The organism is Geobacillus sp. 46C-IIa, from assembly GCF_014679505.1.
Taxonomy (GTDB): Bacteria; Bacillota; Bacilli; order Bacillales; family Anoxybacillaceae; genus Geobacillus.
On the sequence record NZ_CP061474.1, the window covers coordinates 1,036,621 to 1,051,871 of the forward strand.

The 15,251-nt window shown below is 54.2% G+C and carries 20 protein-coding genes; 17 read left to right on the top strand and 3 right to left on the bottom strand.

Features of this window, described 5'->3' with window-relative positions; genetic code table 11:
- Positions 1 to 19: 19 nt before the first annotated feature.
- Positions 20 to 217: a YqzH family protein gene (locus tag IC803_RS05245; RefSeq protein ID WP_081209244.1), complete on the bottom strand. Its 198-nt coding sequence runs from the start codon at positions 215 to 217 to the stop codon at positions 20 to 22.
- A gap of 73 nt (positions 218 to 290) precedes the next feature.
- Positions 291 to 509, bottom strand: a complete 219-nt coding sequence (locus IC803_RS05250) for a CDGSH iron-sulfur domain-containing protein (protein ID WP_020960444.1) — start codon at positions 507 to 509, stop codon at positions 291 to 293.
- Positions 510 to 591: 82 nt separating this feature from the next.
- Between IC803_RS05250 and IC803_RS05255 the strand changes: the two genes are divergently transcribed.
- From IC803_RS05255 to IC803_RS05270, 4 genes are all read left to right on the top strand, one after another.
- Positions 592 to 936, top strand: a complete 345-nt coding sequence (locus IC803_RS05255) for an iron-sulfur cluster biosynthesis family protein (RefSeq protein WP_081209242.1) — start codon at positions 592 to 594, stop codon at positions 934 to 936.
- Positions 926 to 1,165, top strand: coding sequence for a YqkC family protein (locus tag IC803_RS05260; protein WP_081209240.1), 240 nt, complete (start codon positions 926 to 928; stop codon positions 1,163 to 1,165). The genes IC803_RS05255 and IC803_RS05260 overlap by 11 nt, the downstream gene beginning before the upstream one ends.
- 238 nt (positions 1,166 to 1,403) lie before the next feature.
- Positions 1,404 to 1,649, top strand: coding sequence for a YqkE family protein (locus IC803_RS05265; RefSeq protein ID WP_081209238.1), 246 nt, complete (start codon positions 1,404 to 1,406; stop codon positions 1,647 to 1,649).
- Positions 1,650 to 1,664: 15 nt separating this feature from the next.
- Positions 1,665 to 2,864 (top strand): CynX/NimT family MFS transporter, encoded by a 1,200-nt coding sequence (locus IC803_RS05270; protein WP_081209236.1) that lies wholly within the window; start codon positions 1,665 to 1,667, stop codon positions 2,862 to 2,864.
- Positions 2,865 to 2,930: 66 nt separating this feature from the next.
- Here the strand turns inward: IC803_RS05270 and IC803_RS05275 are convergent, their stop codons facing one another.
- A complete protein-coding gene (locus IC803_RS05275; protein ID WP_081209234.1) occupies positions 2,931 to 3,851 on the bottom strand; it encodes an aldo/keto reductase in 921 nt (306 codons plus the stop codon).
- 107 nt (positions 3,852 to 3,958) lie between these two features.
- On the opposite strand from IC803_RS05275, the gene IC803_RS05280 reads away from it, so the two are divergent.
- The 13 genes from IC803_RS05280 (at position 3,959) to sigF (ending at position 14,850) form a co-directional block, all read left to right on the top strand.
- Positions 3,959 to 4,519 (top strand): NUDIX domain-containing protein, encoded by a 561-nt coding sequence (locus IC803_RS05280; protein ID WP_081209232.1) that lies wholly within the window; start codon positions 3,959 to 3,961, stop codon positions 4,517 to 4,519.
- Positions 4,512 to 5,702 (top strand): TIGR00375 family protein, encoded by a 1,191-nt coding sequence (locus tag IC803_RS05285; RefSeq protein WP_081209230.1) that lies wholly within the window; start codon positions 4,512 to 4,514, stop codon positions 5,700 to 5,702. Before IC803_RS05280 ends, IC803_RS05285 begins: the two co-directional genes overlap by 8 nt.
- A gap of 186 nt (positions 5,703 to 5,888) precedes the next feature.
- Positions 5,889 to 6,551 carry a stage II sporulation protein M gene (spoIIM, locus tag IC803_RS05290; RefSeq protein WP_081209228.1) on the top strand — a complete coding sequence of 221 codons (663 nt, stop codon included), beginning with the start codon at positions 5,889 to 5,891 and terminating at the stop codon, positions 6,549 to 6,551.
- Between the two features lie 97 nt (positions 6,552 to 6,648).
- The gene (locus IC803_RS05295; protein WP_063165373.1) at positions 6,649 to 7,101 is read left to right on the top strand and encodes a ferric iron uptake transcriptional regulator; all 453 of its coding nucleotides are present in this window, start codon (positions 6,649 to 6,651) and stop codon (positions 7,099 to 7,101) included.
- Between the two features lie 101 nt (positions 7,102 to 7,202).
- Positions 7,203 to 7,415, top strand: a complete 213-nt coding sequence (locus IC803_RS05300) for a YqzK family protein (RefSeq protein ID WP_063165374.1) — start codon at positions 7,203 to 7,205, stop codon at positions 7,413 to 7,415.
- A 6-nt stretch (positions 7,416 to 7,421) separates the two neighbouring features.
- Positions 7,422 to 8,318 (top strand): site-specific tyrosine recombinase XerD, encoded by an 897-nt coding sequence (gene xerD, locus IC803_RS05305; protein WP_081209226.1) that lies wholly within the window; start codon positions 7,422 to 7,424, stop codon positions 8,316 to 8,318.
- A 137-nt stretch (positions 8,319 to 8,455) separates the two neighbouring features.
- Positions 8,456 to 9,649, top strand: coding sequence for a phosphopentomutase (gene deoB / locus IC803_RS05310; RefSeq protein WP_081209224.1), 1,194 nt, complete (start codon positions 8,456 to 8,458; stop codon positions 9,647 to 9,649).
- 47 nt (positions 9,650 to 9,696) lie between these two features.
- A complete protein-coding gene (locus tag IC803_RS05315) occupies positions 9,697 to 10,518 on the top strand; it encodes a purine-nucleoside phosphorylase (protein ID WP_081209222.1) in 822 nt (273 codons plus the stop codon).
- Between the two features lie 18 nt (positions 10,519 to 10,536).
- Positions 10,537 to 11,838 carry a pyrimidine-nucleoside phosphorylase gene (locus IC803_RS05320; protein ID WP_081209219.1) on the top strand — a complete coding sequence of 434 codons (1,302 nt, stop codon included), beginning with the start codon at positions 10,537 to 10,539 and terminating at the stop codon, positions 11,836 to 11,838.
- Positions 11,839 to 11,991: 153 nt separating this feature from the next.
- Positions 11,992 to 13,167, top strand: a complete 1,176-nt coding sequence (locus IC803_RS05325; protein WP_081209217.1) for a D-alanyl-D-alanine carboxypeptidase family protein — start codon at positions 11,992 to 11,994, stop codon at positions 13,165 to 13,167.
- A gap of 125 nt (positions 13,168 to 13,292) precedes the next feature.
- Entirely contained in the window at positions 13,293 to 13,643 is a 351-nt protein-coding gene (gene spoIIAA / locus IC803_RS05330; protein ID WP_063165380.1) for an anti-sigma F factor antagonist, read from the top strand.
- Positions 13,644 to 14,084, top strand: a complete 441-nt coding sequence (gene spoIIAB / locus IC803_RS05335) for an anti-sigma F factor (protein ID WP_081209215.1) — start codon at positions 13,644 to 13,646, stop codon at positions 14,082 to 14,084.
- Between the two features lie 13 nt (positions 14,085 to 14,097).
- Positions 14,098 to 14,850, top strand: a complete 753-nt coding sequence (gene sigF / locus IC803_RS05340; RefSeq protein WP_081209213.1) for an RNA polymerase sporulation sigma factor SigF — start codon at positions 14,098 to 14,100, stop codon at positions 14,848 to 14,850.
- Positions 14,851 to 15,251 lie beyond the last annotated feature (401 nt).

Sequence of the window (15,251 nt, forward strand, 5' to 3'; positions counted from 1 at the left end):
TCCGTGGAAAGACTGCCAATCAAGCACCTGTCATCAATCGATAAACAGCGTCATGGACAAGCTCGTACACGTTGGTGTTTGGGTGCTCTTTTTTGGCGGCGGCGATCCGGACGCAAAGGTCGCGCCATTCGTCCTCGCTAAGCGGCATCATCTCATCGTCGTAGCCATAGTGGCGCAAGCAGTTGCGCACTTGTTTTTGCAGCCATCGTTCATCCATCGATTCCACCGTCCGTTGCGAAACTTAGGCAAGGAAATCGTTGTCTTTTGATGTGGGAAGGAACGGCCGCTTGTCACTGTTCATCCGTTTCCGGAGACGGGGCGCGGACGACCGACTGAAAGCGGCCTTTATGCGAGCCGTCGCAAAACGGCTTGTTATTCGACAGCCCGCAGCGGCAGAGAGAAAACGTTTGTTTCGTTACAAACGGCTTTCCTTCGCCGTCCAAAAGTTCCACATCGCCAGTGACGCGGAGCGAACCGTTGTCGTTGACTTTGATTTGCACTTTTGCCATCGGATTTTCCTCCCTTTCGTTTTGACAGTTTTGCGCGTCAACAGGTAGAATAATAAAGAAACAAACGGAAAAAGGAGCAACGATGAGTGTGAACATCACGTTTACTGACGTAGCAAAAGAAAGGCTTACCCCTATTGTAGCCAAATCGGGGCGGCAATTAAAGCTCAAATATGATACCGACGGCTGCGGCTGTGTCGTCGACGGCGTGCCGGCGCTATGGCTCGTTGACGAGGCCGATGAGGGCGATCTCGCCGTTGAGACAAACTTCGTTCCGGTGCTTTTAGAGCGGTCGCGGCTCATCTTTTTTGATGAGACGATGACGATCGATGTCAAGCCCGGTACGACCGCCTTTCAGCTAAAAAGCCCCGGGCAAATGTTGAATGGGCATATGCCGCTTGTGAAGGTGGGATCGGACGATGAACGGTAAACTTCGGCAGCTTGCGGAGACAGCGAAGCAAAAAACATGGGCGTCATTCACCCATGAAAACGACCCGTACAGCTTGCTGCATTGGTCGGTCGCCGGTCCGTACCAAGACAAAAAGGACGTGTGGCTTTTGCAAAATGAGATGACGTTTGAAACGAAAGAGTTTGCGACGCTTGATGACGCGATTGCTTGGCTTGGCGAGCATATGCCGCACATTACCGAGGTGCTGTAAAAACCGTAACCGGGCCGGTTACGGTTTTTCTATCATCCGCCTGTTATTGCGGGCTGTTTTGTCGCTTTGTCGGATGGATCGCTTTTTCCAGCTCTTCTTTGGCGATCACCGGTTTGACCGCATCGGCGGACGGTTTTCCTTTTTGAGCGCGGTTTTTAGCCATCGGTCATCTCTCCTTTTCCATGTCGTTTAGTTGTATCGTTTGACAAACGAGCGGCGGTTATGCAAGGGGGTGAAAATGGTGAAACCATATGCGGTGCGGAAAAAAGAACAAGAGCAATCGACGGTGACGCTCGCTGACCGGCTGGGCGCCGACATCGAAGCGAAGCTGATTGCGAAAAAGCGGGCGCTTGCCGAGGAACAACAGCGTCAGCGGGCGGCAGAAGAAGCGCGGCGCCGCGAGGAAGCGCGCCGGCGCGACGAGCGGAAGTCGTTTGCCGAGCTGCTTGAAGAAAGCGAGCTGGACTGGCGCAAGTTTAAATAAAGGAGGAAACGATGGATGAGGCAAAAAACTGCGGCGGCGGGTGCATCGGTTTCCCCGGCGTTCATGGCGGCCGCGGTCGTCGCCTTGGCTGCGAATTTGCGCGCACCGATCACCACGGTCGGCCCGCTTGTCCCTGAATTGCAGCGGGAGCTGGGCCTCTCCTACACTGCCGCTGGGGCGCTGACGACGATTCCGCTGTTGGCTTTCGCCTTGCTGGCGCCATCGGCCGCTCTGTTTGCCCGCCGGGCCGGGATGGAGCGGACGCTATTTTATTCGCTCGTCGTCTTGCTTGTTGGCGAACTCATCCGCCCGCTCGCAGGCAGCTCTTGGCTGTTTATCGGCACAGCGCTGATTGGTGCGGCGATCGCTGTCAACAACGTCCTTATGCCGGCGCTTGTCAAAGACGCGTTTCCTGAGCGGGTCGGCTTAATGATGGGGGTCTATACGGTGACGATGAACGTCAGCGCCGCCTTTGCTTCCGGTCTTGCTGTTCCGCTCGCTGATGAGTGGGGGATCGGCTGGGAAGGAGCGCTTCGCTTTTGGGCGTTGCTTACTCTCATCGCCATTGTCATTTGGTTGCCGCAAATCCAGCGCCGGAAATCCGCTGCCACTCCATCAGGAAGCCGGCGCTCGTCATTTTGGCGTTCATGGCTCGCCTGGCAAGTGACGCTGTTTATGGGGCTGCAATCATTCTTCTTTTATTGCGTCATTACATGGCTGCCAGAGCTTGGGCAAGGAAAAGGAATGGCAGCCGATACAGCCGGCTGGCTGTTGTTTTTCTTTCAGTTCGCCCAGCTGCCGATGATGTTCTTGTCTCCGCTGTTGGCTGAGCGGATGAAGGATCAAAAAGGGTTGATCGCCTCATCGGTGCTGTTGAAAGTGGCGGGGACGGCCGCTTTATTAGTCGGTCGAGGAGGGTGGCTATGGGCGGGGGCGTTCTTTGCCGGTGTCGGTGCCGGCATGTCGTTTTCCCTTGCCATGATGCTGTTTACGCTGCGGACGCGCCGCCCGCTCGAGGCCGCTCAGCTTTCTGCCATGGCTCAGTCTGTCGGCTATTTGCTGTCGGCGGCCGGCCCGCCGCTGTTTGGCGCGCTGTATGATGCAGCCGGTCATTTCATCCCTCCCCTCGTTTTACTGTTAATCGTTTGCGCGGCCATGATGGTGTTTGGCTTGGGGGCGGCAAGGGACAAGTATGTAGATGATGAGGTTGCCTGACGAGAAGGGAAAAATGATGAAAAAAGAGCCCGCAAGCGGCCATGTTGGCGCTGTGGGCTCTTTTCTTTACCGGTGCATTTCGTATATCGAGCGCTTTGTTGCTTGTTTTAACCATTTGTATTCGTGAGCCTCAAGCGGCGGCGCGGATGCGGCCGCGATGTTTTCTGTCAGCTGCTCGAGCCGGCTCGCCCCCGGAATGACGGCGGCGACGACGGGATCATACAGACAAAACTGAAGGGCGGTCGCGGTCATGGAACGGCGGTTGCCCGTTTTCTCTTTTAGCTTCGGGATGAGTGTTTGCAGTTCGCTGTACGAGTAATCGAGATAGCCGTGTTCTTTCACCGCCGCCTGCGCCGCTCCGATCGGGCGGTCGGTAAGCAAGCCTTTAGCGACCGGGCCGCGGGCGATGACGCTGATGTGATGTTCACGCAAGAGCGGGAACCACTCTTCCGGGCGGCGGTCAAGCAGGCTGTATTGCATCATGACGCTGACGATGTTCGAACGTTTCACATATTCGCGAATGACGTTCGGGCGGATCGAGGAAATGCCGTACCAGCGGATGACGCCTTCTTGTTTTAACTCCTCAAACGCTGCAATCGTCTCGTCGATCGGGTCGTCGATCGTGCCGCCGTGGAGCTGGTATAAGTCAATGTAGTCTGTTTGCAGGCGGCGCAGACTGTCTTTGACCGCTTGTTTGATATATGATTTGGACGGATCCCAATCCCAGCCGCTTCCGTCTGCGCGCCAACGGTTGCCGACTTTGGTGGAGATGATCACTTGATCGCGTTTTCCTTTCACCGCTTTGCCGACAAATTCCTCGTTTAAGCCGCGGTCATACAAGTCGGCCGTATCCAAATAGTTGATGCCGCGCTCCAGCGCTTCGTGAATGAGGCGGATCGCCTTGCGTTCATCGGTGCCAAGCGACATGCAGCCGAGCCCGATTTCGCTCACATACAAATCCGATGTGCCGATGCGTCGTTTGTTCACTGTGCTACGCTCCCTTCCTACATGTTCATTGTACAACAGGGGCGAAAAAATGGCCAAATATGTAGTACAATGGAAAAGAATTGATCAAACGATAGGGGAGAAGAAGAATGGATCAGTTGTACGAAAAAACCGTCCGCCGGGAAAAACTGTTCAGCGGCCGCATCATCGAACTGTATGTTGAAGACGTGGAGCTGCCAAACGGGAAAACAAGCCAGCGCGAGGTGATTAAACATCCGGGGGCGGTGGCAGTGTTGCCGCTCTTGCCGGATGGAAAGATCGTCCTTGTCCGCCAGTATCGAAAAGCGCTCGAGCGCGCATTGGTTGAAATTCCGGCGGGCAAGCTAGAACATGGGGAAGAGCCGCTCGCTTCCGCGCGCCGCGAACTCGAAGAAGAGACCGGCTACCGCGCCCAATCGATGCGCCATCTCATTTCGTTTTATACATCGCCCGGATTTGCCGATGAGCTCATCCATTTGTACGTCGCTGAAGGGCTCGAAAAAGTCGAAGATGGCGCCGGTTTGGATGAAGATGAATTTGTCGAACTGTTGGAAGTGACGTTAGAGGAGGCGTTGGATATGCTTGAACGGCGCGACATTTACGATGCGAAAACGGCGTACGCCTTGCAATATTTGCAGCTGCGCCGCGCGCTTGGGGAACGGCATGCTTAACGAAAAAACCGATGGCGGCCTCGGCCGCTATTACGCCGATCTGCATATTCATATCGGCCGCACCGCCTCCGGCCGCCCGGTGAAAATTACCGGGGCGCGGACGTTGACGCTCGCCAACATTTTGCATGAAGCGGCGTACGTAAAAGGAATTGATTTGGTCGGCGTCATTGACAGTCATGTGCCGGAAGTGCTCGATGAGCTCGAACGGGCGATGGATGGACACGGATGGCGGGAACATCACGGGGGCGGCATTGACGCTGGGAACGTGACGTTGCTTTTAGGCAGCGAAATCGAAGTGTACGACGACCGTTGCCAAGGACCGATCCACGTCCTCGTTTTTTTGCCGACCGTTCAAGCGATGCGCGCCTTTTCCACTTGGCTTGGCGAACGGGTGAAAAACGTATCGCTCAGCTCGCAGCGCATTTACGCTTCAGGACGCGAGCTGCAAGCGACGGTGAAGGAACAGGGCGGCTGGTTTATTCCGGCGCATGCGTTCACCCCGTTTAAAAGTTTGTACGGAAAAGGGGTCGAACGGAGCTTAACGGAAGTGTTCGATCCCGATCAAATTGACGCTGTCGAGCTTGGATTGAGCGCTGATACGGCGATGGCTGACCAAATCGCCGAGCTGCACCGTTATCCGTATTTGACGAACTCCGATGCCCACTCATTGCGAAAAATCGCCCGCGAATATGAACAAGTGCGGCTGGCCGCCCCGACGTTTGCCGAGCTGGAAAAGGCGTTCCGGGGCGAGGACGGGCGCGCGATCGTCGCCAATTACGGCTTGAATCCAAAGCTTGGCAAATACCACCGGACGGTGTGCGAACGCTGCCTAACGCCGGTCCCGCCTGAGGCCGAGCGCTGTCCGGCGTGCGGTCACCATCGCTTCATTAAAGGGGTATCAGACCGGCTCGAGGAGTTGAAAACGGCGGAGCACGGACCGAAGCGGCCGCCTTACATATATCAAGTGCCGCTTGAATTTATCCCCGGGCTCGGCCCGAAGGCGTACGAAAAGCTGCTCGGCCGTTTCGGCACGGAAATGCGCGTGCTGCATGAGGCGGCGGAAGAAGAGCTCGCCGAGACGGTCGGGGAAAAGCTCGCTCGGCTGATCGTGCTCGCTCGCAGCGGAGCGCTCGCCATCGAAGCCGGCGGCGGCGGGAAATACGGAAAAGTGCAGGAGAAATGAGCGTGGAGAAAACGCTGCGGGGAAGACCTTGCTCCACAAACGAGCGGCCGTTTGCCGTATGCAGGCGGAGCGATGGTGATGGAAAGCGGGATTGCCAGCGGGCAATCCCGCTTTTTTGAAAAACAGTCATATACGAAGCGGATGGACATACAATCTACTAAGAGACAAATGGGAGGACGAAGCACGATGAGAACCCATCCGTTGAAATCGGCCGTCGCCATTCACTTGCGCGAACACGCCTCACTATACGTGTTTGTGATCGTCCTGTTTTTGATGGGCGTTATTTTTGGCGCTATTGTCGTCAACAGCCTCGGCTTCAGTCAAAAGCAAGACTTGTACTATTACTTGACGCAATTTTTTGGACAAGTATCGAAAGACAATTTGGCGAGCGCCCATGATATGTTCCGCCAAAGCTATATGCATAACGTCAAATACATTGCTCTCATGTGGGTGCTTGGCATTTCCGTCATCGGCTTGCCGATCATTTTTATTTTGCTGTTTTTAAAAGGGATTGTCGTCGGTTTTACGGTCGGTTTTTTGGTCAACCAAATGAGCTGGCAAGGATTTGTATTGTCGTTTGTATCCGTCATGCCGCAAAACTTGATCGTCATTCCGCTCATGATTGTGATGGGCGTCATCTCGATTTCGTTTTCCTTGCAGATGGTGCGCAACCAGTTTATGAAGCGGCCGCACGAGCCGGTATTCCCGATGGTCATGCGCTATGCGGCGGTGATGGTGGCGATCGCTGCAGGACTGATCGTTTCCTCGGCGGTGGAAGCGTACCTCTCGCCGGTATTGATGAAGCAGACGGTCAAATGGATGATTAACTTAATAACAATTGTTATATAATAATCATTATTGTTCTCTTGTAATAGTTATTTTACTTTGATACTTCCCTCGTACATTTGTTATAATGGGAGGTGAATGGCGAGGGAGGAATGAAAACATGGAAGATCGTTTGGAACGGATTAAGAAGCAGCTGCACTCGGCCGGCTATAAGCTGACGCCGCAGCGGGAAGCGACAGTAAGGGTCCTGCTCGAACATGAAGAGGATCATTTAAGCGCCGAAGACGTCTACCTCCTCGTAAAAGAAAAATCCCCAGAGATCGGCTTGGCGACTGTTTATCGGACGCTTGAGCTGCTAACTGAGCTGAAAATTGTCGATAAAATCAATTTCGGGGACGGGGTATCACGCTATGACCTCCGCAAGGAAGGGGCGGCGCATTTCCATCACCATCTTGTTTGCCTCGAATGCGGATCGGTGGCGGAAATTCAGGAAGATTTGCTTGAGGACGTCGAAGCCATTGTCGAACGGGAATGGAAGTTTAAAATTAAAGACCACCGCTTGACGTTCCATGGCATTTGCCACCGCTGCCAGCAAAAACATGAAGAAAAATAAAAACCTTTTCCAGTGGGAAAGGTTTTTTTGCGTATAAATAGGGAAACAAATGGCATATCCTCATACTAGCAAGTGGGCAAGCAGCCGATGGGGAGGGTGCCATGAAAACGGTTTGGCAAATGGTGAAAGTATTTCTTTTGTTTACGGGATGCACCATTTTATTTTATTATAGTCTTGTATGGTTTCATCGCGAGTACGAATATTATCACCGATATGATGAACCGGGAGGATCGGCGGTGAAAGTATCGACGACCGAAAGCGCGCCTCCGGACTGGCTCAACCGGCTATTATTTTTTTATCGCGACGGGGAGTAGAGAACATTGGAACATGAATTGAAGGATTTTCTGCACTATTTGACGGTAGAGCGGAACTTGGCGCACAATACGATCATTTCGTATGAGCGGGATTTGAAGAAATATGTCCGCTACTTGCGCCACGTCGAGCAGCTTGAGGCGTGGGGCGAAGTCGGGCGCCTGCATATTCTCCATTTTTTAAAGTTTTTAAGCGAGCAAGGGCAATCAGCGAGGACGATTGCCCGCCATTTGGCGTCGATCCGTTCGTTCCACCAGTTTTTGCTGCGGGAGAAAATGGCGGCGCAAGACCCGACCGTCCATATCGAAACGCCGCAGTTTGAGCGAACGCTGCCCAAAGTGCTGTCTGTAGAAGAAATCGAAGCGCTTATGGCGGCGCCGCAGACGAATACGCCGTTCGGTTTGCGCGACAAGGCGATGCTTGAGCTGCTGTATGCGACCGGCATGCGCGTCAGCGAGTTGGTGCAGCTCAACCTCGGCGACGTGCATTTGACGATGGGGTTTGTCCGTTGCTACGGGAAAGGGCGGAAAGAGCGGATCGTGCCGATCGGCCGGATGGCAATTGAAGCGCTTACCCGCTATTTGGAGCACGGACGCCCGCAGCTTGTGAATCCGCACAAGCGGGCGACGGAGGCGCTGTTTTTGAACCATTACGGCCAGCGCTTAACAAGGCAAGGGTTTTGGAAAATTTTAAAACGGCTTGCCAAAGAAGCGGGCATTGAAAAAGAGATGACGCCTCATACGCTCCGACACTCGTTTGCGACTCATCTGCTTGAGAATGGGGCTGACTTGCGCGCCGTTCAGGAGCTGCTTGGGCACGCTGACATTTCGACGACGCAAATGTATACGCACGTGACGAAAACGCGCCTCAAGGACGTGTATAAACAGTATCATCCGCGCGCCTAGCGTACAGCGGCCGCCGTGGCTAAGCGCGCTCCTATTGATCTAGTTGTCAGACTTCTGACCAATATAATGAAGGCGTGTTTTGCCGGAAATATGGGAACGATAGGAAAGAGACACAATTTTTATTGCAAGCGGGAGGAATGAATGTGAAGGCAACATACCGGCGCGTATTTTTAATTGTGCTCGATTCGGTCGGCATCGGCGAAGCGCCTGATGCCGAGAAATATAACGACAAAGGGGCGGACACGCTCGGCCATATCGCCGAACATCGCGGCGGCTTGCACATGCCGAATATGGCCAAGCTTGGCCTGAGTCATATCCGCGAGATTCAAGGGGTGCCGAAAGTTGACCATCCGCTCGCCTACTATACCAAAATGAAAGAGGCATCCGCCGGCAAAGACACGATGACCGGCCATTGGGAGCTGATGGGTCTTCGCATCGACAAGCCGTTTCGCGTTTTTCCGGATGGGTTTCCGGACGAACTCATTGCCGAACTCGAGCGGCGCACCGGGCGGAAAGTGATCGGCAACAAGCCGGCGAGCGGGACGGCGATCATCGAAGAACTCGGTGAGGAGCATATGAAAACGGGGGCGATCATCGTCTATACATCAGCCGACTCCGTCTTGCAAATCGCCGCCCACGAACAAGTCGTGCCGCTTGACGAGCTGTACCGCATTTGTGAAATCGCCCGCGAGCTGACGCGCGATGAACCGTACATGGTCGGGCGCGTCATCGCCCGGCCGTTCATCGGGACGCCGGGCCGCTTTGAACGGACGCCGAATCGGCACGACTATGCGCTCAAGCCGTTCGGCCGCACGGTGATGAACGAGCTGAAAGACGCGGGGTATGATGTCGTCGCCATCGGGAAAATTGCCGATATTTACGACAATGAAGGAGTGACGCAGTCGTTGCGGACAGCGTCGAATATGGACGGGATGGATAAGCTCGTCGACACGCTCGGCATGGATTTTACCGGGCTCAGCTTTGTCAACCTCGTTGACTTTGACGCCAAATACGGCCATCGCCGCGACCCGCAAGGATACGGCGATGCGCTCGAAGAGTTTGACGCCCGGCTTAACGATGTGCTGCCGCGGCTGACGGCGGATGATTTGCTCATCATCACGGCCGATCACGGCAATGATCCGGTGCACCACGGGACGGATCATACGCGCGAATATGTGCCGCTTTTGGTGTACAGCCCGCGCTTTCAAGGCGGAAAGCCGCTCCCGATTCGCGAAACGTTCGCCGACGTCGGGGCGACGATCGCTGATAATTTTCACGTCCGTCTGCCGCCTTATGGAACAAGTTTTTTAGCGGAATTGGCACAATTGTAACCACCGTCATGGCATGATGAGAACAGGATGTGAGGGGGAACAAGGGAATGGATCGACAAGCGATTGAAAAAGCAGCTGATGTTTTGCGCCAGCGTATGCCGGCGCCGCCTGCCATCGGCTTGATTCTCGGTTCGGGACTCGGCGTGCTCGCCGACGAAATCGAGGAGGCGGTTCGCATTCCGTATGAGGAGATTCCTGGATTTCCGGTGTCAACGGTCGAAGGGCACGCCGGCCGGCTCGTGTGCGGCCGGCTTGAAGGGGCAGCGGTCGTCGCGATGCAAGGACGGTTTCATTATTATGAAGGATACTCGCTTCGCGAAGTGACGTTCCCCGTCCGGGTGATGAAGGCGCTCGGCGTCCGTGAACTGATCGTAACGAACGCCGCCGGCGGTGTGAACGAACAGTTCCGCCCCGGCGATTTGATGATTATCTCCGACCATATCAATTTGCTTGGCACAAATCCGCTCATCGGCCCGAACGACCCGGAGCTTGGTCCGCGCTTCCCGGACATGACCGAAGCGTACAGCCGACGCCTGCGCCAACTCGCCAAAGAAGCGGCGGCGAAGCTTGGCATTCGCGTGCGTGAAGGGGTGTACGTCGCTAACACCGGGCCGTCATATGAAACGCCGGCGGAAATTCGCATGGCTCGTGTGCTCGGCGGCGATGCGGTTGGCATGTCAACCGTCCCGGAAGTGATTGTCGCCCGCCATGCCGGCATGGAGGTGCTCGGCATTTCGTGCATTTCCAACCTAGCGGCTGGCATGACTGATGCTCCTCTCCATCATGACGAAGTCGTCGAAACAGCCGAGCGGGTGAAAGCCGACTTTTTGCGGCTCATTAAAGCGGTTGTCGCCGGTCTGGCGAAATAAGAAGAAAAGGTGATCGGGATGAGAATGGTCGATTTGATTGCCAAAAAGCGCGATGGGCAGGCGCTGACGAACGAAGAAATTGAATGGATCATCCGCGGCTATACGAACGGGGATATTCCCGACTATCAAATGAGTGCGTTGGCGATGGCTGTTTATTTTCGCGGCATGACCGACGAAGAGACAGCGGCGTTGACGATGGCGATCGTGCACTCCGGCGAGGTCATCGATTTGTCAGGCATTCGCGGCGTGAAAGTCGACAAACATTCAACAGGCGGCGTTGGTGATACGACAACGCTCGTTTTAGGCCCGCTTGTCGCCTCCGTCGGCGTGCCGGTGGCGAAAATGTCTGGGCGCGGTCTCGGCCATACGGGCGGCACGATCGACAAGCTCGAGTCCGTGCCCGGATTTCATGTGGAAATCAGCAAAGATGAATTTCTCCGGCTCGTCAATGACAATAAGATCGCCATTATCGGCCAAACCGGCGACTTGACGCCGGCGGACAAGAAGTTGTACGCGCTCCGCGATGTGACCGCGACCGTCAACAGCATTCCGCTTATCGCTTCCTCGATCATGAGCAAAAAAATCGCCGCCGGGGCTGACGCCATCGTCTTGGATGTAAAAACGGGCGCCGGGGCGTTTATGAAAGAACTCGACAGGGCGCGCGAACTGGCCCGGGCGATGGTCGATATCGGCAAGCGTGTTGGACGGCAGACGATGGCTGTCATTTCCGATATGAGCCAGCCGCTCGGTTATGCCGTTGGCAACGCCCTGGAAGTGAAAGAGGCGATCGCTACGCTGAAAGGGAACGGGCCGCGCGATTTGACAGAGCTTTGTTTGACGCTCGGCAGCCATATGGTTTACTTGGCAAGGAAGGCGCCGTCGCTCGATGAGGCGCGCCGTCTGCTTGAAGAGGCGATCCGCGATGGGGCCGCCATCGCGGCGTTCAAAACGTTTTTGGCGGCCCAAGGCGGCGATCCGTCGGTCGTCGACGACCCGGGCAAGCTGCCGCAAGCGGCGTATACGTTTGCCGTTGCCGCTAGCGAGGACGGTTATGTTGCCGAGATCGTTGCGGATGAAGTCGGCACCGCTGCCATGTGGCTCGGCGCTGGTCGGGCGAAAAAAGAGGACGCCATCGACTTGGCGGTCGGCGTCGTGCTCCATAAGAAAGTGGGCGATCGTGTGCAGAAAGGGGAAGCGCTGGCCACGATCCACAGCAATCGGCCGGATGTGAGTAACGTCGAAGAAAAGCTTGCCGCCGCCATTCGGCTCTCGTCGCAGCCGGTCGCTCCGCCGCCGCTCATTTACGAGACGATCGTGTAAAGAAAAGGTCGTTGCCGATGTACAAGAAAAGACGCTGTTGTTTATGGAAAAACGCTCGAAATGTTTGTTTCGGGCGTTTTTTATTTTAGCCCGTTTGTATAAAAATATCTCTGTTGGAAAAAATGGCATGTATAAAGAATGGAGGTTTGGGAGATGAAAACGATAGTCATCCGTCTGCTTTTATTGCCGCTGCTTCTTTTCCTTCCCCTTTTCGTGTATGCTGAGGAGAAAGAACCGAAGGGGGCAAAGGCTGAATTGGCTGACGAGGCGAAGTCGGCCATCCTAATTGAACGCGACACCGGCAAGATCCTATATGAAAAGAATCCCCATGAAAAACTGCCGCCGGCGAGCATGACAAAAATTATGACGATGTTGCTGATCATGGAGGCGATCGACGAAGGAAAGCTCTCCTACGATGAGAAAGTGCGGGCAAGCGAGTATGCCGCTTCGATGGGGGGATCGCAAATTTTTCTTGAGCCAGGCGAGGAAATGACGGTCGATGAACTGCTGCGGGCGATCGCCATCGGTTCGGCCAATGACGCTTCTGTCGCCATGGCCGAGCGGATTGCCGGATCGGAAGAAGCGTTTGTGGAGATGATGAACGAAAAAGCGAAAGAACTAGGCTTAAAGAATACAAATTTCGTCAATACGACCGGTCTGCCGGCTGAGGAACATTACAGCAGCGCCTATGACATGGCGATGATGGCGCGTGAACTATTGAAATATGAGGGCATTACAAACTATACGAGCAAATACGAAGACTATTTGCGCGAAAATACGGATAAAAAGTTTTGGCTTGTGAACACGAATCGGCTTGTCAAGTTTTATCCAGGTGTTGACGGGCTGAAAACCGGCTTTACGAGCGAAGCGGGATATTGTTTGACGGCGACAGCGAAAAAGAACGGCATGCGCGCCATTGCCGTCGTTTTTGGAGCGCCGACGCCGAAATCGCGCAACGCGCAAATTACAAAAATGCTCGATTACGCGTTTCACCAATATCAAGCCCATCCGGTGTATAAGCGCAATGAAACGGTCGCCCGCGTCGATGTCAGCAAGGGGAAGCAAACGTCGGTCGCAGCCGTGACGTCGGAGCCGGTGTCGGTGCTGACGAAAAAAGGACAGTCGATCGAGCAAATCGAAAAAGTGATTAAAGTGAAAGATCGCGTGAAAGCGCCGATTCGAAAAGGCGATGAGCTTGGCGTCCTTATTTTGAAGCAGGATGGAAAAGAGATTTTGCGCAGCCCGATCGTCGCCAAACAAACGGTGGCAGAGGCTAGCTTTTGGGATTTGTTCAAGCGTGTGTTCGGCCGTTTCGTTCAGGCGGGGTAATGTCAATTTTTGCCGTCTTTCCACTCTCTTTGGCGAACGGCCACTAGTTTTGTCGGGCGGCAGGATTTCCGGCGGGCGGCAGCGAAACTTCTCCGTATCCTGAAATGGACAAGGAGGAACACGCTGTGAGTCTCGCGATCAACCTGGAAGTGAAGCAAGACGTGCTCATCGTTCGCCTCTCTGGAGAGCTTGACCACCATACAGCGGAGGAATTGCGCGAGCAAGTGACGGACGTGCTCGAAAACCGGACGGTCCGCCATATTGTGCTTAATTTAGGACAGTTGACATTTATGGACAGTTCCGGTCTCGGCGTCATTTTAGGGCGCTATAAGCAAATTAAAAACGTCGGCGGGCAAATGGTCGTTTGCGCCGTGTCGCCGACGGTCAAGCGCCTGTTTGACATGTCGGGGCTGTTTAAAATCATCCGCTTTGAAGCGGATGAACAATTTGCTTTGCAAGCATTGGGGGTGGCGTAAATGCGCAATGAAATGCACCTCCAATTTTCCGCCCGCAGTGAAAACGAGTCGTTTGCCCGCGTGACGGTGGCGGCGTTTGTCGCCCAACTCGACCCGACGATGGATGAGCTGACGGAAATCAAAACGGTCGTCTCGGAGGCGGTGACAAACGCCATCATTCACGGCTACAACAATGATCCGAACGGCATCGTCTCCATTTCCGTCATCATCGAAGACGGTGTCGTCCATTTGACGGTGAGAGATGAAGGAGTCGGCATCGCCAACATCGATGAAGCGCGCCAGCCGCTGTTTACGACAAAGCCGGAACTCGAACGGTCAGGCATGGGCTTTACGATTATGGAAAACTTCATGGATGAAGTCGTTGTCGAGTCGGAAGTGAACAAAGGGACGACCGTTTATTTGAAAAAGCATATTGCCAAAAGCAAAGCGTTATGTAACTGAGGGAGACATGCCTATGGATGTCGATGTCAAGCAAGATCAGTCGCCAATCAAAGATCAGGAGATGAAGGAGCTGATCCGCCGCAGCCAGGAAGGCGACCAAGAAGCACGCGATGAAATTATCGAAAAAAATATGCGCCTCGTCTGGTCGGTCGTCCAGCGTTTCTTAAATCGCGGCTACGAACCGGACGACTTGTTCCAAATCGGCTGCATCGGCTTGTTAAAATCGGTCGACAAGTTTGACTTATCGTATGACGTCAAGTTTTCGACGTACGCCGTACCGATGATCATCGGGGAGATCCAGCGATTTCTCCGCGATGACGGTACGGTGAAAGTCAGCCGTTCACTGAAAGAGATGGGCAATAAAATCCGCAAAGCGAAAGACGAGCTGTCAAAAACGCGCGGGCGGGCGCCGACGGTCACCGAAATTGCCGACCATTTGGGCATTTCGCCGGAAGAAGTCGTTCTCGCCCAAGAGGCCGTCCGCTCGCCGGCGTCGATCCATGAAACGGTGTACGAAAACGACGGCGATCCGATCACGCTGCTCGATCAAATCGCCGACGCCGACGAGGCGTCATGGTTTGACAAAATCGCCTTAAAAAAAGCGATCGAAGAGCTCGACGAGCGCGAAAGGCTCATCGTCTATTTGCGCTATTACAAAGACCAAACCCAGTCCGAAGTGGCATCAAGACTCGGCATCTCTCAAGTGCAAGTATCCCGGCTGGAAAAGAAAATATTGCAGCACATAAAGGAAAAAATGGACGGGTAGTCCATTTTTTCCGCATTGGGCGGGAAAAGATGGACGGGTAGTCCATTTTTTCCGCATTGGGCGGGAAAAGATGGACGGGTAGTCCATTTTTTCCGCATTGGGCGGGAAAAGATGGACGGGTAGTCCATTTTTTCCGCATTGGGCGGGAAAAGATGGACGGGTAGTCCATTTTTTCCGCATTGGGCGGGAAAAGATGGACGGGTAGTCCATTTTTTCCGCATTGGGCGGGAAAAGATGGACGGGTAGTCCATTTTTTCCGCATTGGGCGGGAAAAGATAGACGGGTAGTCCATTTTTTCCGCATCATGCAACAACTGAAAAAATTTTCGTAAAAAGAATGGGGATTGTTCGCCCATTCTTTTCTATTTTTATGAAATTGATGGTGAATGCCGACAAGCTGTA